The organism is Xanthomonas sp. NCPPB 1325, from assembly GCF_041477645.2.
In the GTDB taxonomy this organism is placed as follows: domain Bacteria; phylum Pseudomonadota; class Gammaproteobacteria; order Xanthomonadales; family Xanthomonadaceae; genus Xanthomonas; species Xanthomonas cannabis.
In genome coordinates this window covers 2,283,739-2,302,962 of record NZ_CM192985.1, presented here as the reverse complement: position 1 = coordinate 2,302,962, position 19,224 = coordinate 2,283,739, and the positions used below count along the sequence as shown (strand labels likewise).

At 65.9% G+C, this 19,224-nt stretch carries 14 protein-coding genes; 4 read left to right on the top strand and 10 right to left on the bottom strand.

Annotated elements, in window-relative coordinates; genetic code table 11:
* The first annotated feature begins 96 nt into the window (after nt 1–96).
* Nucleotides 97–2,865, top strand: coding sequence for an aconitate hydratase AcnA (gene acnA, locus ACCQ10_RS09850; protein ID WP_372362954.1), 2,769 nt, complete (start codon nt 97–99; stop codon nt 2,863–2,865).
* Between the two features lie 321 nt (nt 2,866–3,186).
* Here the strand turns inward: acnA and ACCQ10_RS09845 are convergent, their stop codons facing one another.
* The gene (locus tag ACCQ10_RS09845; protein ID WP_372362953.1) at nt 3,187–3,627 is read right to left on the bottom strand and encodes a Cif family virulence factor; all 441 of its coding nucleotides are present in this window, start codon (nt 3,625–3,627) and stop codon (nt 3,187–3,189) included.
* Between the two features lie 97 nt (nt 3,628–3,724).
* Here ACCQ10_RS09845 and rpfB point away from each other — a divergent pair, with 97 nt between their 5' ends.
* Nucleotides 3,725–5,407 carry a fatty acyl-CoA ligase RpfB gene (rpfB, locus tag ACCQ10_RS09840; protein WP_372362952.1) on the top strand — a complete coding sequence of 561 codons (1,683 nt, stop codon included), beginning with the start codon at nt 3,725–3,727 and terminating at the stop codon, nt 5,405–5,407.
* Between the two features lie 177 nt (nt 5,408–5,584).
* Nucleotides 5,585–6,454 (top strand): diffusible signal factor synthase RpfF, encoded by an 870-nt coding sequence (gene rpfF / locus ACCQ10_RS09835; protein WP_372362951.1) that lies wholly within the window; start codon nt 5,585–5,587, stop codon nt 6,452–6,454.
* Nucleotides 6,455–6,466: 12 nt separating this feature from the next.
* On the opposite strand, the gene rpfC is transcribed toward rpfF, so the two are convergent.
* The 6 genes from rpfC to ACCQ10_RS09805 all read right to left on the bottom strand — a co-directional run bounded on the left by rpfC (nt 6,467) and on the right by ACCQ10_RS09805 (nt 14,622).
* Nucleotides 6,467–8,647 (bottom strand): sensor histidine kinase RpfC, encoded by a 2,181-nt coding sequence (gene rpfC, locus ACCQ10_RS09830; protein ID WP_372362950.1) that lies wholly within the window; start codon nt 8,645–8,647, stop codon nt 6,467–6,469.
* Nucleotides 8,648–8,654: 7 nt separating this feature from the next.
* Complete coding sequence (locus ACCQ10_RS09825) at nt 8,655–9,272, bottom strand: hypothetical protein (RefSeq protein WP_039564540.1); 618 nt, start codon at nt 9,270–9,272, stop codon at nt 8,655–8,657.
* A 10-nt stretch (nt 9,273–9,282) separates the two neighbouring features.
* On the bottom strand, nt 9,283–10,419 hold the full coding sequence (gene rpfG / locus ACCQ10_RS09820; RefSeq protein ID WP_047696230.1) for a cyclic di-GMP phosphodiesterase response regulator RpfG: 1,137 nt from the start codon (nt 10,417–10,419) through the stop codon (nt 9,283–9,285).
* 140 nt (nt 10,420–10,559) lie between these two features.
* Complete coding sequence (gene lysS / locus ACCQ10_RS09815) at nt 10,560–12,077, bottom strand: lysine--tRNA ligase (RefSeq protein WP_372362949.1); 1,518 nt, start codon at nt 12,075–12,077, stop codon at nt 10,560–10,562.
* Between the two features lie 211 nt (nt 12,078–12,288).
* Nucleotides 12,289–13,414, bottom strand: a protein-coding gene (prfB, locus tag ACCQ10_RS09810) for a peptide chain release factor 2 (RefSeq protein ID WP_104581439.1) whose coding sequence is annotated in 2 segments (ribosomal slippage) — nt 12,289–13,338 and nt 13,340–13,414 — 1,125 coding nt in all. Because the reading frame shifts where the segments join, the coding sequence is not laid out codon by codon here.
* Between the two features lie 257 nt (nt 13,415–13,671).
* Entirely contained in the window at nt 13,672–14,622 is a 951-nt protein-coding gene (locus tag ACCQ10_RS09805; RefSeq protein ID WP_372362948.1) for a LytTR family DNA-binding domain-containing protein, read from the bottom strand.
* Nucleotides 14,623–14,783: 161 nt separating this feature from the next.
* Between ACCQ10_RS09805 and ACCQ10_RS09800 the strand changes: the two genes are divergently transcribed.
* On the top strand, nt 14,784–15,995 hold the full coding sequence (locus ACCQ10_RS09800; RefSeq protein WP_372362947.1) for an acyltransferase family protein: 1,212 nt from the start codon (nt 14,784–14,786) through the stop codon (nt 15,993–15,995).
* An 85-nt stretch (nt 15,996–16,080) separates the two neighbouring features.
* On the opposite strand, the gene recJ is transcribed toward ACCQ10_RS09800, so the two are convergent.
* From recJ to greA, 3 genes are read right to left on the bottom strand one after another with little or no spacing between them, the layout of a single operon-like run.
* Nucleotides 16,081–17,820 carry a single-stranded-DNA-specific exonuclease RecJ gene (recJ, locus tag ACCQ10_RS09795; protein WP_372362946.1) on the bottom strand — a complete coding sequence of 580 codons (1,740 nt, stop codon included), beginning with the start codon at nt 17,818–17,820 and terminating at the stop codon, nt 16,081–16,083.
* Entirely contained in the window at nt 17,817–18,737 is a 921-nt protein-coding gene (locus ACCQ10_RS09790) for a phosphoglycerate mutase (RefSeq protein WP_372362945.1), read from the bottom strand. The genes recJ and ACCQ10_RS09790 overlap by 4 nt, the downstream gene beginning before the upstream one ends.
* 16 nt (nt 18,738–18,753) lie before the next feature.
* Nucleotides 18,754–19,218 carry a transcription elongation factor GreA gene (greA, locus tag ACCQ10_RS09785; protein ID WP_184442499.1) on the bottom strand — a complete coding sequence of 155 codons (465 nt, stop codon included), beginning with the start codon at nt 19,216–19,218 and terminating at the stop codon, nt 18,754–18,756.
* Nucleotides 19,219–19,224 lie beyond the last annotated feature (6 nt).

The following is a 19,224-nucleotide window of genomic DNA, read 5'->3' as shown; positions in this document are numbered from 1 at the left end:
TCAAGCTTGCAGATCGCCCCGGACACACCGTGCGTACACACTGAATCGCTCAGAATGGGCGCCTACCTAAAGCCTTAGACGCCATAGGAGTGACGCATGAGCGATTCCTTTTCCACTCGCACCTCGCTTGAGGTCCACGGCAAACGCTATGAGTACTACAGCCTGCCGAAGCTGGGCGAACGCTTCGACATCGGCCACCTGCCCTACTCGATGAAGATCCTGCTGGAGAATCTGCTCCGGCACGAAGACGGTGGCGTGACCGTCGGCAAGGACCATATCGAAGCGGTCGCCAAGTGGGACCCCAAGGCAGAACCCGATATCGAAATCGCCTTCATGCCCGCGCGCGTGGTGCTGCAGGATTTCACCGGCGTGCCCTGCGTGGTCGACCTGGCGGCAATGCGCGACGCAGTGGTCAAGCTGGGCGGCAACGCCGACCAGATCAACCCGCAGATCCCCTCCGAACTGGTCATCGACCACTCGGTGCAGGTGGACGTGTTCGGCAAGCCCGACGCGCTCGACCTCAACGGCAAGATCGAATTCCAGCGCAACCAGGAACGCTACGGCTTCCTGCGTTGGGGTCAGAAGGCCTTCGAAAACTTCAAGGTGGTGCCGCCCAATACCGGCATCGTCCACCAGGTGAATCTGGAAAATCTCGCGCGTGTGGTGATGAGCGCGGACAAGGACGGCACCCGGATCGCCTATCCCGACACCGTGTTCGGCACCGACAGCCACACCACCATGATCAATGGCATCGGCGTGCTGGGCTGGGGCGTGGGCGGTATCGAGGCCGAGGCCGCGATGCTGGGCCAGCCCTCGTCGATGCTGATTCCGCAGGTGGTTGGCTTCAAGCTCAGCGGCAAGCTGCCCGAAGGCGCCACCGCCACCGACCTGGTACTCACCGTTACCCAGATGCTGCGCAAGGCCGGCGTGGTCGGCAAGTTCGTCGAGTTCTACGGCGAAGGCCTGCAGCACCTGCCGCTGGCCGACCGCGCCACCATCGGCAACATGGCACCGGAATACGGCGCCACCTGCGGCATCTTCCCGGTCGACGACGAATCGCTGACCTACCTGCGCCTGTCCGGTCGCAGCGAGGAGCAGATTGCCCTGGTGGAAGCCTATGCCAAGGCGCAAGGCCTGTGGCACGACGCCAACACCCCGCCCGCCCAGTACAGCGCCACGCTGGAGCTGGACATGGCCGAGGTCAAACCGTCGCTGGCCGGCCCCAAGCGCCCGCAGGACCGGGTGCTGCTGGAAGACATGCAGTCCAACTTTCGCGAAAGTCTCAAGCCGTTCGCCGAGGCACGCAGCAAGAAGCTGACCGATCTCAAGCAGGAAGACCGCCTGAAGAACGAAGGCGGCGGTGGTACCGCGGTCGGCGCCAAGGCCGCGCAGGCCGAGCATGCCAGCGACAGCGGCGTCGGCTGGCAGCTGCGCGATGGTTCGGTGGTCATCGCCGCCATCACCTCCTGCACCAACACCTCCAATCCGGCAGTGATGCTGGGCGCCGGCCTGCTCGCACGTAACGCGGCGGCCAAGGGGCTGAAAGCACAGCCGTGGGTGAAGACCTCGCTCGGGCCAGGCTCGCGCGTGGTCACCGATTATCTGAGCAAGGCCGGCGTGCTCGCCGATCTGGAAAAACTCGGCTTCTACGTGGTCGGCTATGGCTGCACCACCTGCATCGGCAACTCCGGCCCACTGCCGGAAGATGTGTCTGCAGCGATCGCCAAGGACGATCTAGTGGTGGCATCGGTGTTGTCGGGCAACCGCAACTTCGAAGGCCGCGTGCATCCCGAAGTCAAGATGAACTACCTCGCTTCGCCGCCGCTGGTGGTGGCCTACGCGATCGCCGGCACCACCGATATCGACCTCACCACCGAGCCGCTGGGCACCGGCAGCGACGGGCAGCCGGTGTACCTGCGCGACATCTGGCCGAGCAACAAGGAAATCGGCGACACCATCGCCGCCACCGTCGGCCCGGAGATGTTCAAGCAGAACTACGCCGACGTGTTCAAGGGCGACACGCGCTGGAACACGATTGCCTCCCCCGATGGTGCCTTGTACGAGTGGGACGCCGCGTCCACCTACATCAAGAACCCGCCCTACTTCGACGGCATGACCATGCAGGTGGGCAACGTGGACGACGTGCACGGCGCACGCATCATGGGCCTGTTCGGCGACTCGATCACCACCGACCACATCTCCCCGGCCGGCAACATCAAGAAGGATTCGCCCGCAGGCCGCTTCCTGCAGGAACGCGGCGTGCAGCCGGCCGACTTCAACAGCTACGGCAGCCGCCGCGGCAACGACGATGTGATGGTGCGTGGCACCTTCGCCAACATCCGCATCAAGAACCTGATGTTCGGTGGCGAAGAAGGCGGCAACACGCTGTACTACCCCGCCGATGGTGGCCAGCCGGAAAAGCTGGCGATCTACGATGCGGCGATGAAGTACAAGGCCGATGGCGTGCCGCTGGTGGTGCTGGCGGGCAAGGAATACGGCACCGGCTCCTCGCGCGACTGGGCGGCCAAGGGCACCAACCTGCTTGGGGTCAAGGCAGTGATTGCCGAGAGCTTCGAGCGCATCCATCGCTCCAACCTGGTCGGCATGGGCGTGCTGCCGCTGCAGTTCCTGGAAAACGAAAACGCCCAGACGCTGGGCCTGGATGGTTCGGAAGTGCTGGACATCACCGGCCTGCAGGACGGCGCCAGCCGCCGTGCCACGGTGGATGCCAAGAAGTCCGACGGCAGCGTCAAGCAGTTCCAGGTCAAGGTGCTGCTGCTCACACCCAAGGAAGTGGAGTACTTCAAGCACGGCGGCCTGCTGCAGTACGTGCTGCGTCAACTGGCTGCGCGCAAGGCGGCGTAACGCCCCTTCCAGCGCGTGTTGCCCCCGACATTCCCGCCTGCTGGCGGGAATGTCGTCTCTGGGTTGGCCCGCTCCGGCGTCGGCGCATTCGCGCGCCCGGCGACACCTGCTCCGTTTACTGCAGTCGCCAGTCATACCCAACGCGCCTGGGCGCCCGCGCACGGCCCTGCATCGGCATGCAGGCAGCGCTGGGCATCGGCGCCCACGACGCACCCCTTCACTGACGCCCGCCCAGGCAGCGGACGCGACGCAACCGCCAACGTGCGATAGCGAAGGCGGTGGCGGCAACGTGTGGCGTCATGCGGCACACGCACAGCAGGCTTACCGGCCCGCCGGTGCCCATTGCGCGTGATAGAGCTGCCAGTCGCCGTCCTGCAGGCGCCATCCGGTCGTCACCTGGTAGGTCTGCGCCTGCTCGGGCACCCAGCGCCCATCGCCCCCGGTGACCAGCGCGGTGAAGCTGGCGGTTGCCGTCGTGCCTTGCAGTCGCACGTCCGTCGGCCCCAGGGTGAGGCCGATCTTGCGGTTGCCCAGCAGCTGCAGCATGCGACGCAGGCCGGCCGTGTCCAGGCCCTGCTCACCCACGAAATCGGCCGCCACTAGCTGCATCGCCTCGCCGACATCGCGTGCCTCGATTGCCGCCTGCATCTGCGCCACGCGTTGCCGAACGCGCTGCTCCGGCGCAGGACGTGCACATCCACAAAGCAGCACGGTCCACGCAAGCACCGGCAGCCACTGCCGCCAGTGAATCCTGCCCTGCATCACGCTTCGCCTTTTCCATTCATGACGGTATGCTGCCAGTTGTTGTCACGCCGTGGAACACACTGCGGCGCGTCGAGAACACCCTGGAGGGGGGCAGATGAATCAGGCACGTCCTTGGTTGCAAAGTTATCCGGCCGGCGTCGCCGCCGAGATCGATCTGGAGCAGTTCCGCACGGTCGCCGAGGTGTTTGCGACCTCGGTCAGCCGCTTTGCCGATCGTCCTGCGTATCACAGCTTCGGCAAGACCATCACCTACCGGCAGGCCGATCAGCTGGTCGACCAGTTTGCTGCCTATCTGCTGGGCGAGCTGCAGCTCAAGAAAGGCGACCGCGTCGCCCTGATGATGCCCAACTGCCTGCAATACCCGATCGCCACCTTCGGCATCCTGCGTGCCGGCCTGACCGTGGTGAACGTCAATCCGCTCTACACACCGCGTGAGTTGAAGCATCAGCTGATCGACTCCGGTGCCAGCGTGCTGGTGGTCATCGACAACTTCGGCACCACCGTGCAGCAGGTCATCGCCGACACGCAGGTCAAGCAGGTGATCACCACCGGCCTGGGCGACATGCTGGGCTTTCCAAAGGCCGCACTGGTCAACTTCGTCGTCAAGTACGTCAAGAAACTGGTGCCGGAGTACCGCATCAAGGGCGCGATCCGCTTCCGCGAGGCGCTGGCGCTGGGCCGCAAGCACAAGGTACCGACCCTGCAGATCGAGGCGGACGACATCGCGTTCCTGCAATACACCGGCGGCACCACCGGCGTGGCAAAGGGCGCGATGCTGACCCACCGCAACTTGGTGGCCAACATGCAGCAGGCGCACCAGTGGCTGGCCGGCACCGGCAAGATGGAGGAAGGCAACGAGGTGGTCATCACCGCGCTGCCGCTGTACCACATCTTCGCCTTGACGGCGAACGGCCTGGTCTTCATGAAGATCGGCGGCTGCAATCACCTGATCAGCAATCCGCGCGACATGCCCGGCTTCGTCAAGGAACTGAAGAAGACCCGCTTCACCGCCTTCACCGGCGTCAACACGCTGTTCAACGGACTGCTCAATACGCCCGGCTTCGATCAGGTCGATTTTTCCTCGCTCAAGATGACCCTGGGCGGCGGCATGGCCGTACAGCGCTCGGTGGCCGAACGCTGGAAGAAGGTGACCGGGCTGACCCTGGTCGAGGCCTATGGCCTGACCGAAACCTCGCCGGCCGCCTGCATCAACCCGATGGACCTGAAGGACTACAACGGCGCGATCGGCCTGCCGATTCCGTCCACCGATGCCTGCATCAAGGACGACGCCGGCATGGCGCTGCCGGTCGGCGAGATCGGCGAGTTGTGCATCAAGGGCCCGCAGGTGATGAAGGGCTATTGGAAGAAGCCCGACGAAACCGCCAAGGTGATGGACGACGAGGGCTGGCTGCACACCGGCGACATCGCGCGCATGGACGAACGTGGCTTTGTCTACATCGTCGACCGCAAGAAGGACATGATTCTGGTGTCCGGCTTCAACGTTTACCCGAACGAGATCGAAGACGTGATCGCCACCCTGCCCGGCGTGCTGGAAGTGGCAGCGGTCGGCGTGCCGGATGAAAAATCCGGCGAAATCGTCAAGGCCGTGATCGTGAAGAAGGACCCCGCCCTGACCGCCGAGGACGTGAAGGCGCATTGCCGTGCCAACCTGACCGGCTACAAGCAGCCCAGGGTGATCGAGTTCCGCAAGGAACTGCCGAAAACCAACGTCGGCAAGATCCTGCGCCGCGAACTGCGGGATGCGCCCAAGGCATAAGCCCGCAACACCGTGATCGACCGGGGCGTTCAGCCTCCAGGCACGCCCGCAACGCCGCAAGGCCTTGCGGGCGTTCGCTTTTGCACGCATAGAATCGGATGTCGGCGCACGCTCAGGCGTTCACCCTTTTCTCCGTCCGCAAGGCAGCCGGCCGGACGGTCTTCACGGAGAATCACCATGTCTGCAGTTCAACCCTTCATTCGCACCAACATCGGCTCCACCCTCCGCATCATCGAAGAACCGCAGCGTGACGTGTACTGGATCCATATGCATGCCGACCTGGCCATCAACCCGGGGCGCGCCTGCTTTTCGACGCGCCTGGTCGACGACATCACCGGCTATCAGACCAACCTGGGCCAGCGCCTCACCACCGCCGGCGTCCTGGCGCCGCACGTGGTGCTGGCCTCGGACAGCGACGTATTCAATCTCGGCGGCGACCTGGCCCTGTTCTGCCAGCTGATTCGCGAAGGCGACCGCGCGCGCCTGCTCGACTACGCGCAGCGCTGCGTGCGCGGCGTGCATGCCTTCCACGTCGGCCTGGACGCGCGTGCGCACAGCATCGCACTGGTGCAGGGCAATGCGCTGGGCGGGGGCTTCGAAGCGGCGCTGAGCTGCCACACCATCATTGCCGAGGAAGGTGTGATGATGGGGCTGCCCGAAGTGCTGTTCGACCTGTTCCCGGGCATGGGCGCCTATTCCTTCATGTGCCAGCGTGTCAGCGCGCAGCTGGCGCAGAAGATCATGCTCGAAGGCAATCTGTATTCGGCCGAGGAACTGCTCGGCATGGGGCTGGTGGACCGCGTGGTGCCGCGCGGCCAGGGTGTCGCCGCGGTGGAACAGGTCATCCGCGAGAGCAAGCGCACCCCGCACGCCTGGGCGGCGATGCAGCAGGTGCGCGAGATGACCACCGCCGTGCCGCTGGAGGAGATGATGCGCATCACCGAGATCTGGGTCGACACGGCGATGCAGCTCGGCGAGAAATCGTTGCGCACGATGGACCGCCTGGTGCGCGCGCAGTCGCGGCGCTCCGGGCTCGACGCGGGCTGATGCGGCGGCGGTCTATTCGCTACTACGGGGGGAGCACTCGTCGTCCTTGACGCCTCGCACGCGTGCGTCGAGTGCATCCTTGCCGGCCGTCAATTGCTCACGCAGCACGGACAGCCGCTGCCGCCATTCGGCCTGCAGCTGCCAATCGGCCATGCGCATCAGCTCGCCGCCGTTGGTGGCCATCTGCGCCAGACCCAGGTTGCTGGCGACGCCACGTAGCGCATGCGCGCTCTCGCGCAATTGCTCCCAGTCCGAGCGCGTGCCGTCGCGCTCGATCGCAGCCACGCAGTTTTGCGCATCGTCCAGGCATTGCCGTACGAACTGACGTTCGAATTCGTCGCCCATGCCCAATGCCGCCAGCTCGTCCAGCACGCTCGCATCCAGCACGCCTTCGAAACTGGTCGGCAACTGCACCGTGGTGGCCGGGCTCGCCAACGGGCGCGTGCTGACGGCCAGATCGGCCAGGGTGTCGAGCAATTTCGCCGCCACTACCGGTTTGGCCAGGAAGGCGCGTGCACCGGCCTGCTCGCAGCCGCGGATGGCTTCGGGCGTCACATCGGCGCTGAGCACCACCACCGGCGTGTAGCGCATGCCGCCGGCCTGCATCACCCGCAGTTGCTTGAGCATGTCCAGGCCATTCATGCCGGGCATGTGCAGATCCACGATCACCGCGTCGAAGTCTTCATCGGCCATGGCATCGAGCACCTGCTCGGCACCATTGACGCACAGCACCTTGTGCCCTGCCTTTTCCAGCAGGCGCTGCAGCACCATGCGGTTGGCTTCGTGGTCGTCGGCCACCAGCATGCGCATGCTGCGCACGCGGGCGCGGTGACGCAGGAACGGGTTGGAGAAGGCGATGACGTTGGAGGCCTCCAGCTCGTCGGGTACCTCTTCCAGCGCACTGGCCGCCGCACGGCTGGGGGCGGCCCTGGACGGCTCGCCGATCGTCAGCGGCAACTCGAACCAGAACACGCTACCGCTGGGCTTGTTCTCCCTGAACCCGATGCTGCCGCCCATCGCCTCCACCAGGCCCTTGGCGATGGTGGTGCCCAGCCCGGTGCCCTCGTACCGTCGCGACAATCCGACGTCGGCCTGCTCGAAGGCCTCGAACAGCCGCGGGCGCATGTCCAGCGGTACGCCAATGCCGCTGTCTTCGACTTCGAAACGCAGCCGCACCGACTGCTCGGCACCGCCGGAGAGCCGCGTGACCCGCAGCAGCACGTGCCCGTATTCGGTGAACTTGACCGCATTGCCGACCAGGTTGAGCAGCACCTGGCGCAGATGGCCGGTATCGCCCTTGAGCAGGTCCGGCACGTCGGCGGCCACCTGCATGGCGTAGTCCAGCCCGCGCGTCCTGGCCTGCGGCTGCAGGATCATGCTGACCGAACCGATCAGCTCGCGCAGCGAGAAATCGCGCTGATCGATCCGGATCTTGCCGGCTTCGATCGCCGAGATGTCCAGTACCTCTTCCACCAGCGACAGCAGGCTGCGCGCCGATGCCTGGATGGTGTTGAGGCATTCCTTCTGCTCCGCGTCCAGGCGCGTGGTCGCTAGCACTTCGGTCATGCCCGACAACCCGTTGAGGGGGGTGCGGAACTCGTGGCTCATGTTGGCCAGGAAGCGGCTCTTGGCCTGGTTGGCATGGCGCGCCTCGCGCACGGCGCGGGTCATCGCACGCAGCAGCGAGTCGAAATACAGCGGTACCGCGATCAGGCCCAGCCACAGGCCCCAGCTGAGATACGGATTGGCCTTCCAGTACGGCGAGATCAGGATCGCACTGAGAAAGCACAGGCTGCCCATCGCGGTCGCCGCACGCAGATAGTTGCTGCCATAGCGCAGGCCATTACCGATGGTCACCCACATGCACACCGCATACAGTGGCGAGGCCGGCTCGCCCTGGATCGCCATGATGGCGCCGGTGCAGGTGTAGTCCAGCAGCATGCCGATCAGGCGGCGCGTATGCGAGACCTGCGGTCGCAGCAGGATGGCCACCATCAGGCCCAGCGACACCACCAGCTCGCCGACCAGGATCAGCCAGGTGGCCATCAAGGTATCGCCATGGGTGTGCTGATAGCGCCAGCCCAGGTACGAAATGAACAACGTGGTGATGATGATGCGGATCAGGTTTTGTGCGTGTTCCGTATCCGCCCGCCCGGACAGGCGTCGTTTCAACCATGGCAAGGGAGACGTCATAGAAGCCTCAGACGCGCGGTGGCGTCGCTGGTGTGGGAATCCGTTCGTGCGTCGCTGCCGCGTCGCCGATCCTGTGGGGCAACCGCGCAACGCACGCGTCCGCGCCCTCGTGTAACAGACGCAACAATGACATGGGAATGATGACCAGCGCACCCAATAGCGCGATCGCCAGCTCCAGTTGTTGCTGCCAGTACACACTATTGGCAAGTGTCATACCGAAACTGAGCGCACCCATTGCGGTGGCCGTCTGCAGGGCATGGCTGCCAAAGCGCAGGCCATTGCCGATGGTGACCCATAGCAATACCACCGACAGGCAGGCCATCGGCGCGCCGAACCAGGTCATGGCCAGACCGATCAGGCCATAGTCGGCCAGCATGCCGAGCGTGCGGCGCAGATGCGAGCGCCGTGGCCTCACCACTATCCACGCGAAGATCAGCACCGCCCCAGCCTGCCCGACTGCGATCATGCCCAGCAGCAATTGCAGTTGGTGCCGGGGCAATTGCCAGTGCGAGGCGAATGCCAGGGTGTAGGCCAGGATCAGCAGGATCATGACGATGCGCACCATCGCCTGGCCATGCTCGCTGTCGGGACGCCGCGCAAGCCGGTCCCGCAGCTGGCCGAGCACCGCCCTCACCTCACACCCCGGGTCGCGCCGATGCGGTGGAGAATTCCCCGCAGATCTGGTCAAGCTGCGCACGGCCGCGCAGCAACGCATCCACGCAGCGCGGATCGAACAGGCGGCCGCGCTGCGCGTACAGATAGGCCAGTGCGGCATCCATCGTCCACGCTTCCTTGTACGGGCGCGGCGACAGCAAGGCGTCGAACACGTCGGCCACCGCCACGATGCGCGCCTCCAGCGGAATCGCTTCGCCGACCAGTCCATCCGGATAGCCGGTGCCGTCGTAGCGCTCGTGGTGGCGCAGCGCGATCAGGGCGCCGACCTGGATGAAGCGGTTCTGGCTGCCGCTGAGCAGCTCGTAGCCGATCCGCGGGTGGCGCTTCATGATGCTCATCTCGTCGTCGGTGAGCTTGCCCGGCTTGAGCAGCACCGCATCGGGAATGGCGATCTTGCCCATGTCGTGCAGCGGCGCGGCCATCTCGATGATGCGCACTTCTTCTTCCGACAACCCCAGTTGCTCGGCGATCAGGCCGGCAACGTGCGACATGCGCTCCAGGAACGCGCTGGTGCCCGAATCGCGGTACTCGATGGCGCGCGCCAGCCGCGACAAGGTTTCGCGCTCGCGCTCCTCGACCTCGTTCATGCTGGCCAGCAGGCGTTGCTCCAGCGACAGCGCGCGTTGCTTGACGCTTTCGCTCTGCTGGCGCAGCTGCAGCAGGTTGGAACACCGCGCGCGCAATTCGCGCGGGCGGATCGGCTTGACCAGAAAGTCGATCACACCGGCTTCCAGCGCTGCCTGGCGAATCGGCTCGTCGCCGACGATGGTGATCAGGATGATTGGAATGTCGCGATGACTGGGCAGCCGGCGCAGCCGCCGCGCGAACTCCAGACCATCCATGCCCGGCATGCGGTAGTCGAGCAGCAACAGGTCCACGCGGCCGGCCTCGCACCATGCCAACGCGTCGAGCGGGTCGCCGAAATCATAAACCTTCAGTTCCGGCGCAATGTCCTCGATGACATGGCGCAGCATCGTCCGCGCAGACATCTGGTCATCGACAATGACGATGTTCAATCCCAGATCCGCCTTTTCCGCCCAGCTTCCCCATGTATCCGCCGACACGATGCCGTCCGGACTCCCTAAAACATCCTGCATAGCCGTTGCTCCTCTATCCCGAGAACGGAAAAGCGATGACGTCGACCCCTCTGTCGACTCCCCCGAACGTCACGGCGTTCGAGGCTCCGCCCTAGCATATGCAGTATCTGTGCCGTGAGCACGCGCTTGGCACAAAAAAGTCAGGCTTCCGGCCGCATGTACGGAAACAGCAGGACGTCACGGATCGAGGTGCTGCCGGTCAGCAGCATCACCAGACGGTCGATACCGATGCCCAGACCCCCGGTCGGCGCCATGCCGTACTCCAACGCACGGATGTAATCGGCGTCGAAATGCATGGCTTCGTCGTCGCCGCCGTCCTTGGCCTGCACCTGCGCCTGGAAGCGTGCGGCCTGGTCTTCGGGGTCATTGAGTTCGGAGAAGCCGTTGGCCAGCTCCTTGCCATTGATGAAGAGCTCGAAGCGATCGGTGTACCCCGGCTCGGTGTCGCTGGAACGCGCCAGCGGCGACACCTCGACCGGATGGTCGGTGATGAAGGTCGGCTGCACCAGGGTGTGTTCGACGGTGGCTTCGAAGATCTCCAGCAGCAGCTTGCCCCAGCCGTAGGACGGCTTGACCCGGATCTTCAGCCGCTCGCAATGGCGCAGCAGCGCCTCGCGGTCGGTGCAGTCGGCGGCGCTGATCTCAGGGTTGTGGTGACGGACGGCCTCATCCATGCGCCAGCGCCGGAAAGCCGGCGCCAGATCGATGTCGGCGCCGTCCCAGCTCACCTGGGTGGTGCCCAGCACCGTCTGTGCGGTGTCGCGGATGACCTGCTCGGTCAGATCCATGATCTCGTGGTACGTGGCATAGGCCTCGTAGAGCTCGAGCATGGTGAACTCGGGGTTGTGCCGGGTCGACACGCCCTCGTTGCGGAAGTTGCGGTTGATCTCGTAGACGCGCTCCAGGCCACCGACCACCAGGCGCTTGAGGTACAACTCCGGGGCGACGCGCAGGTACAGGTCCAGGTCCAGCGCGTTGTGGTGGGTGGTGAACGGCTTGGCCGTGGCGCCACCGGGGATGTAATGCATCATCGGCGTTTCCACTTCCAGGAAGCGGCGCGCGTCCAGCCAGGCGCGCATCGCGCGGATGATCTTGGAGCGCTTGATGAAGACCTCGCGCGCCTCGGGGGTCACGATCAGGTCGACGTAACGCTGGCGGTAGCGCTGCTCCACGTCCGACAGGCCATGCCACTTGTCCGGCAGCGGGCGCAGCGACTTGGTCAGCAGGCGCAGCGCGCTGGCCTTGACCGACAGCTCGCCGGTCTTGGTGCGGGTGAGCCCACCCTCCACTGCCACGATGTCGCCCACATCCCAGCCCTTGAAGGCGGTATAGGCATCGCCGAGCACATTGCCCTGCAGGAACAGCTGCACACGCCCGGATTCGTCCTGAATCTGCGCAAAGCTGGCCTTGCCCATGACCCGCTTGGCCATCAGGCGGCCGGCCATGCGCACCGGGCGCCCGCTGGCCTCCAGCGCCTCTGCGGTCCAGGTCTGCGCATCGGCGAATTCGGCCTGCAGATCACCGGCGAAGTGTTCGCGCACGAAGTCGTTCGGATACGCGATGCCCTGGCCGCGCAACGCGCCCAGTTTCGCGCGACGCTCGGCGATGAGGCTGTTCTCGTCGACGGGAAGTTGCGGCGCGGGGGTCTGTTCGGTCATGGCGGAAATCGGTCTGCGATAGGTCGGGCGCGTGCCCGGTGGGGAGTGAGGAGCCGGCAGCGCTGGCTCCTGTTTTTACAGTGCGACGATGACGGCGGACGATCGACTGGATCGTCCGCCGTAGCGCGGGTGTCGTGCGACCCGGACATAGCGCACAGGCCGCCTCGTCATGCCGCGCCGCCGGCAGCTTGATGCCGACGGCGTACCGCGATCAGGCATCCAGGCGTTTGGAACCCGCTGCCAGACCCGCCTTCAGGCTGGCCTCGACGAATTCGTCCAGATCGCCGTCCAGCACTTTCTGCGTGTCGCTGCGTTCGATGCCGGTGCGCAGATCCTTGATGCGGCTCTGGTCGAGCACGTAGTTGCGGATCTGGCTGCCCCAGCCGATATCGGACTTGGTCGCTTCCAGTGCGTCGCGCTCGACATTGCGCTTCTGCACTTCCAGCTCGTACAGCTTGGCGGCCAGCATCTTCATCGCGTTGTCGCGGTTCTGGTGCTGGCTGCGGCCGGTCTGGCAGGCGACCACGGTGTTGGTCGGAATGTGCGTGATACGCACGGCCGATTCGGTCTTGTTGACGTGCTGACCACCGGCACCGGAGGAGCGATACACGTCGGTGCGCAGATCGGCCGGGTTGATGTCGATCTCGATGTTGTCGTCCACCTCCGGCGATACGAAGACCGAGGTGAAGCTGGTATGCCGGCGGTTGTCCGAGTCGAACGGCGACTTGCGCACCAGCCGGTGCACGCCAATTTCGGTCTTGAGCCAGCCATAGGCGTACTCGCCCTCGATACGCACGGTGGCCGACTTGATGCCCGCCACTTCGCCGCCGGAGACTTCCATCAGCTCGGTCTTCCAGCCGCGCGACTCGGCCCAGCGCAGGTACATGCGCAACAGGATTTCGGCCCAGTCCTGCGCCTCGGTGCCACCGGCGCCGGCCTGGATGTCGACGAACGCATTGGCGCCATCCATCTGCCCGGAGAACATGCGCTGGAATTCCAGCTTTTCCACGTGCGCCTGGTACTTGTCCAGATCGGCGATCACCGCCACCGCGGTGTCTTCGTCCTGCTCGCTGTCGGCCAGCTCGAGCAGATCGCCGGCATCGGTCAGGCCGGCCAGCACGTCGGCGATGCCGATGACGGTCTTTTCCAGCATGGAGCGCTCACGTCCCAGGGCCTGGGCACGTTCGGCGTCGTTCCATACGTCCGGGCTTTCCAGCTCCCGGCTGACTTCCTCTAGACGCTCTTTCTTGGCGTCGTAGTCAAAGATACCCCCTGAGCGAGAGCACGCGATCGTTGAGATCGGTGATGCGCTGGCGGATCGGATTGGTTTCGATCATGACGGACTTCCGGCAAACAAGCTGGTTAGTTTAGCAAGCGGGCGGCGGCGGCGGAACGCGGTGGCGTCTGCCCGGCCATGCCGCGCAACGGGGACGGCGACGCGCACCTGCCCTCTCGCGCCCGCTCGACCAGTGCGACATCGCCAGCGTTGCGCGCCGGTGTCGCAACGGCTGCGACGCCTGGCGCGCGACGCCGGAACCGCTGCGCGATACGCCGTGCGTTCCCGGGCATCTTCCTGCCCAGACCGGGTTGCCGGTCAGCGCACCGGCAGTGGCTCGGTCCTGGACCCGGCCGCGGCCTGCCCGGCGTGCGCGCGCAGCGTGACCAGATGGCTACGACTGCAGGGCAACACGGTGGCGTCGCGCAGGTGCACGCGCGCGTCGCCCGAATCGGCCGGCTCAATGGCCTGAACCTGCCCAAGATTGACCAGATAGCTGCGATGGATGCGCACGAACACGGCCGGGTCCAGCCTGGCCTCGATCGCCGCCATGGTGCTGCGCAGAGGATAGTCATGCCCGCGCACGCGCAGGTTGACGTAGTTGCCCGAGGCCTGGATCCATTCGATATCTGCGGTAGCCACCAAAAAATCCCGACCGAGCTTGCGCACCAGAAAGCGCTCCGGCCGGTCCAACGGCTCCACTGGTGGCCCTTCCTCCGGCGCGGCGAGCAGATGCGCCTCGCCCTGGCGGCGCCGCGCGTACCAGCTCAAGATGTGCTGCAACGCCACCAGCAGGGCAAAGGTGCGCAGATCCTTGGACAGCTCGTACATCCACTGCAGCCCGCCCCCGAAGTCGTAATGGGTACCGGCCATGGCGTAAATCGACTTACGCAACACCACCATGCCGGCCACATGCGCCAACCACCATCCCAGCGCAGCCGCCGCATACAACGGCAGGCGCCGCCGCCAGGCAGCGGCCTCCAGCGGCCATCGGGCACACAGAAAGAGCACTGCCGGCAACAGCAACAGCGCCGCGGTGGCGCTGCTCAACTCCCAGCTCAACACCTGCCACAGCACGATCGCCTCGCCATCGCGGCGCCCTGCCAGCCACGCGCTCAGCGTGTTGCCCAATGCACTCAGGTAGAACACCAGCAACCAGATCGTCACCGCCCAGCGCGTGGTGAAGTGGCGCACTCCGTCCCTAGGTGTCGGCGGGCGTGGCCCGGTCGTTTCCATTGCACACGTCCGCAGTTGGCAGCTGGCGATCATAGAGGCCTGCGCGACGGGGCGAAACCGTCACCCCAGCCGCCCCCGTTCGTCCCTGGGACGGCACAACTGGTCACTGCGCCGGGGCACTTCCACCCCTGACACCTATGCCCTCGCGAGCCGGCGGGCAGGATGCACCCACTTCTCCCGTTACCGACCGCACCATGACCGAGCGCCGCCACGATATCGATGCCTTGCGCGTCTTCGCCTTCGCCCTGCTGATCCTCTATCACGTAGGCATGGCCTACGTGGCCGGCTGGGATTTCCACCTGAAGAGCGCCTACACCACCGACTGGCTGCAGCCGCCGATGATTGCGCTCAACCGCTGGCGGATGCCGCTGCTGTTCCTGATCTCGGGCATGGCAATCGGCCTGGCGCGGGCCGAGCGTGCGCCGTGGCAGTTCGCGTGGCGGCGCTGCGGGCGCTTGCTGCCGCCACTGTTGTTCGGCATGTTCGTCGTGGTGGCCGTGCAGGCCTACTGCCAGGGCGTGAGCAACGGCAAGGTGGTCCCCGGGTTCGGCAGCTTTCTGCTGCGCTACTGGCAGCTGCGGCCGTGGCCGGCCGGCAGCTTCGATGGCTGGGAACATGGCATCACCTGGAACCACCTGTGGTACCTGGCCTATCTGCTGCCCTACACCTTGGTGTTGATGGCGATGATTGCGCTGGGCCGCGCCTTGCCGGTCACCCTTCCGCGCCTGCCCAGCTCCATTGCGGGCCCGGCCGTGCTGCTGGTCCCCATCCTCTGGGAAGCCTTCTGCGTGCTGTGGGTGATGCCGCGCCATCCGCCGACCCATGCATTGGTTGGCGACTGGTTCGTGCATGCCGAATCGTTTCCGCTGTTCGTGCTCGGGTATGTGCTGGCCCATCGCGCACGCTTCTGGGACTGGGTGGTGCAATTGCGCTGGCCGACCCTGATCGCGGCGCTGCTGGCGATCACGCTCGAACTGGGCATCCGGCATCTGGGGCGTACGCTCGATCCTGCACAGCTGTCCGACATGCTGGCGACAGTACGTTGGGACGTGGTGGAACGACTGGCACGTGCAGCCTATACCTGGCTGGCCCTGCTCACGCTGCTGGGCTGGGCAAGACAGCGTCTGAATCGCCCGTTTGCCTGGCTGCCGTACTGCACCCAGGCGGTGTTCCCCTGGTACATCCTGCATCAAAGCCTGATCATCCTGGCGCTGTACTGGCTGGCACCGCTGCACTTGGGCCCCTGGCTGGAGCCGGCGCTGGTGCTGCTTGCCACCGTGGCGGGATGCCTGCTGTTGCACGAATACCTGATCCGCCGCGTGCGCTGGCTGCGGCCGCTGTTCGGCATGACGGCGCGAGAACCACAGGCCGCCACGCCTGCAACGACGCCTGCCTTGGTGGGGTGATGACTGGCAGCGATGCCCCGCCACTGCGGCATGCCGCGCCCGCAGCAGGTTGCATTGCCAACGCCGCCCAGGCCCGGCGGCGCACTCACCCAGATGACGACGCCGGCTCGCAATGTTCGACGATCAACTGCACCGCCGTGCCGCCGCGGTAGTCGTCGCTGACCAGACGGTACGCCAGCCGCACCACGCGCGCGGGCTCGCTGCCGCGCCAGCCGTTGAAGTGGATGGCGTTGAGCGGCTCGGGCCGGCCGGGACAGCGCAAGGTCAGTTTGAGATGGCGCTCCTTGAGCACACGGTATTGCAATACTTCGAACCGACCATCGAACAAGGGCTCGGGAAAGCCCTGCCCCCATGGCCCGGCCACGCGCAGCGCTTCGGCATGCACGTGATCGAGTTCGTGCGCGGCCAGTTCGCCGTCGCTGTGCAATTCGGCATGCAGCAGCGAGGCGTCCACCATCGCCTGCACCTGTGCTTGAAAGGCCTGTTCGAAGGTGGCCAGCGCCGCGTGGTCGATGCTCAGCCCGGCAGCCATCGCATGGCCACCGAACTTCTGGATCAGGCCGGGATGGCGCGCGTCCACCGCCGCCAGCACATCGCGGATGTGCAGGCCGGGGATCGACCGCGCCGAGCCACGCAGCTGGCTGCTGCCGGGCTCCGCTGGCGCCAGCGCGATCACCGGACGGTGCAGCCGGTCCTTGAGTTTGGAGGCGACCAGGCCGATTACGCCCGGGTGCCAGTCGGCATCGAACAGGCAGGCGGCCATCGGCAACGCACCATCGGCATCCAGCACCACCTTGGTGACGGCCTGCTCGGCGTCGTCGGTCATCAGCTGCTGCACCGCACGGCGCTCGGCATTGATGTCTTCCAGCGTGCCGGCAATCTCGCGCGCGCGGCTCCAGTCTTCGCTGAGCAGCAGTTCGATGCCCAGTGCCATGTCCTCGAGCCGACCGGCCGCATTGAGACGTGGCCCGAGCGCAAAGCCGATATCGCTGGCACTCAAGCGTGCGACATCGCGGCCGCTGGCATCGATCAATGCTCGCAGGCCGATGCAGCCCTTGCCTTCGCGCAGCCGACGCAGGCCGGCCGACACCAGGGCACGGTTGTTGGTGTCCAGCGGCACCAGGTCGGCCACCGTGCCGACGGCTACCAGATCCAGCAGTACCGACAGATCGGGTTCACTGCGGTCGGCAAATGCACCGCGTGCGCGCAGCGTGCTGCGCAAGGCCAGCAACACGTAGAAGATCACGCCGACCCCGGCCAGGGTCTTGCTGGGAAAGCTGTCTTCGGCCAGGTTCGGGTCGACGATCGCATCGGCTGGCGGCAACACCTCCCCCGGCAGATGGTGGTCGGTGACCAGCACCGTCCAGCCGCGCGCCTTGGCTGCGGCCACACCGGCATGGCAGGCGATGCCGTGATCGACGGTGACCAGCACATCCGGCTGCAGCGCGGCCAGTTCGTCGACCAAGGCCGGCGACAGGCCATAGCCATGCACCATGCGATTGGGCACGGCGTGGTGCACATCCAGCGCCCCGAGCATGCGCAAACCACGCACACCCACCGCGCAGGCGGTGGCGCCATCGCAATCGAAATCGCCCACCACCAGGATGCGCCGTTGCTGTGCAATCGCATCGGCCAACAGGTTGGCGGCCACATCGCTGTTGTGCAGCAGCTGCGGCGACAGCAGTTGCCCCAAGCGCGGCTGCGCGCCCTGCGCGTCGCGCACGCCGCGCGCGGCATAGAGACGGCGCAGCAGCGGCAGCATGGCATCGGGCCATTGCCCGGCCGGCCCCGCAGGCCGCCGGACGATCCGCGGGCTGGACGTCATTGCGCCAGCTGCAGGCGCGGCGTTCGCCAGAACCGCCAACGTTGCGTGCGTGCCAGCGACAGCGTTTCACCGTCCTGGAAATCCAGCACCAGCCGATCCAGCTCGCCGCGCGCCATTGCCGCCAATAGCGGTGCCACCGCCTCGTCGCCAAACTGCTGCAATGAGCGCAGATGGCGCAGATCCACCAGCGCATCCACGCGCTGTTCGCCGTGCGCATCGGCACCGGCGGCAAGCGCCAACGCACGCAGCAACGACTCGCGGCTGCGCACCTGACGATGCGGCGATGTCACTGCACGCGGCGGCACACCGCCACCCCAGAACCACAGTGAATTGATCGCCGGCTTGCCGCTGGCCACGCGGCCCTCGTTCCAGGGATGCTGATGCAGCAGCACCTGCGCCTCCGTCAGCAAGGCACGCCAGCGCCGGCCTGCATCGCCTGCCGGCAGATGCTCGAACAGGTCGTCGCCGATTGCGACATCCGGCGGCACGAAATCCGGCAACGTCGCGTCCGGGGACAACCGCAGATACCAGCGCGACGGCGTGGGCGCGTCGAGCAGGAAACCGGCATCGCCGAACATCGGCTTGAGGAGCGGCAGCAACACCGCCACATCCTCGGCGGTGGGACCGAGCGCTTCGCCATAGCCCATCAGACGGGCGCCCTGCATGTCCGGCACCACATAGGCTGGGTCGGCACGTACCCAGGTGGCGCCGGCGGCATCGCCCGCATCCAGCTGGCGGGTCAACGCAGCCACCGGCCAATGCGCCGGGGTCAGGGTGAAATGACGCTGCAGCTGCGCCACCTCACCACTTACGGCCTGCTGCTGGTCGGCGCGCGCCAAGGCACGCGCCACCAGCGCATTGCCCAGGGTTCCGGGCAGACGGCGTTTTTCCGGCAGCAGCAGCGTGGCGGTGGTCATCGCGCGGTAGTGCCGCTCAGTCCAGGTACGCGACGCTGACCACTTCGTACTCGCGCTGGCCGGCCGGCGCATCGATGGTGACCGAATCGCCCTCCAGCTTGCCGATCAGCGCACGCGCCAGCGGCGAGGAAATCGCGATCAGGCCCATCTTGATGTCCGCTTCCAGGTCGCCAACGATCTGGTAGCGCTTTTCTTCGTCGGTCTCGGTATCTGCCAGCGTCACCGTGGCGCCGAACACGATCTTGGTGCCGGCCGACAACTTGGTGATGTCGATGATCTCGGCATGCGAGAGCTCGCTTTCCAGCTGCTTGATGCGGCCTTCGATGAAGCTCTGCTGCTCGCGCGCAGCATGGTACTCGGCGTTTTCCTTCAAATCGCCGTGCGCACGCGCTTCGGCGATCGCGTTGATCACCTCCGGGCGCTTGACCGACTTCAACTGCTCCAGCTCTTCGCGCAGGCGCTGCGCGCCCTTCAACGTCATGGGTGC

What these genes read in the sequence shown, in the direction of transcription:
- lysS (WP_372362949.1), bottom strand. Translation starts at nt 12,077, where the DNA reads ATGACCGAACAGACCCCCGCGCCGCAACTTCCCGTCGACGAGAACAGC.
- rpfB (WP_372362952.1), top strand. Translation starts at nt 3,725, where the DNA reads ATGAATCAGGCACGTCCTTGGTTGCAAAGTTATCCGGCCGGCGTCGCC.
- recJ (WP_372362946.1), bottom strand. Translation starts at nt 17,820, where the DNA reads ATGACGTCCAGCCCGCGGATCGTCCGGCGGCCTGCGGGGCCGGCCGGG.
- acnA (WP_372362954.1), top strand. Translation starts at nt 97, where the DNA reads ATGAGCGATTCCTTTTCCACTCGCACCTCGCTTGAGGTCCACGGCAAA.
- ACCQ10_RS09790 (WP_372362945.1), bottom strand. Translation starts at nt 18,737, where the DNA reads ATGACCACCGCCACGCTGCTGCTGCCGGAAAAACGCCGTCTGCCCGGA.
- ACCQ10_RS09805 (WP_372362948.1), bottom strand. Translation starts at nt 14,622, where the DNA reads ATGATCGCCAGCTGCCAACTGCGGACGTGTGCAATGGAAACGACCGGG.
- ACCQ10_RS09800 (WP_372362947.1), top strand. Translation starts at nt 14,784, where the DNA reads ATGACCGAGCGCCGCCACGATATCGATGCCTTGCGCGTCTTCGCCTTC.
- greA (WP_184442499.1), bottom strand. Translation starts at nt 19,218, where the DNA reads ATGACGTTGAAGGGCGCGCAGCGCCTGCGCGAAGAGCTGGAGCAGTTG.
- ACCQ10_RS09845 (WP_372362953.1), bottom strand. Translation starts at nt 3,627, where the DNA reads ATGCAGGGCAGGATTCACTGGCGGCAGTGGCTGCCGGTGCTTGCGTGG.
- rpfG (WP_047696230.1), bottom strand. Translation starts at nt 10,419, where the DNA reads ATGCAGGATGTTTTAGGGAGTCCGGACGGCATCGTGTCGGCGGATACA.
- rpfC (WP_372362950.1), bottom strand. Translation starts at nt 8,647, where the DNA reads ATGACGTCTCCCTTGCCATGGTTGAAACGACGCCTGTCCGGGCGGGCG.
- rpfF (WP_372362951.1), top strand. Translation starts at nt 5,585, where the DNA reads ATGTCTGCAGTTCAACCCTTCATTCGCACCAACATCGGCTCCACCCTC.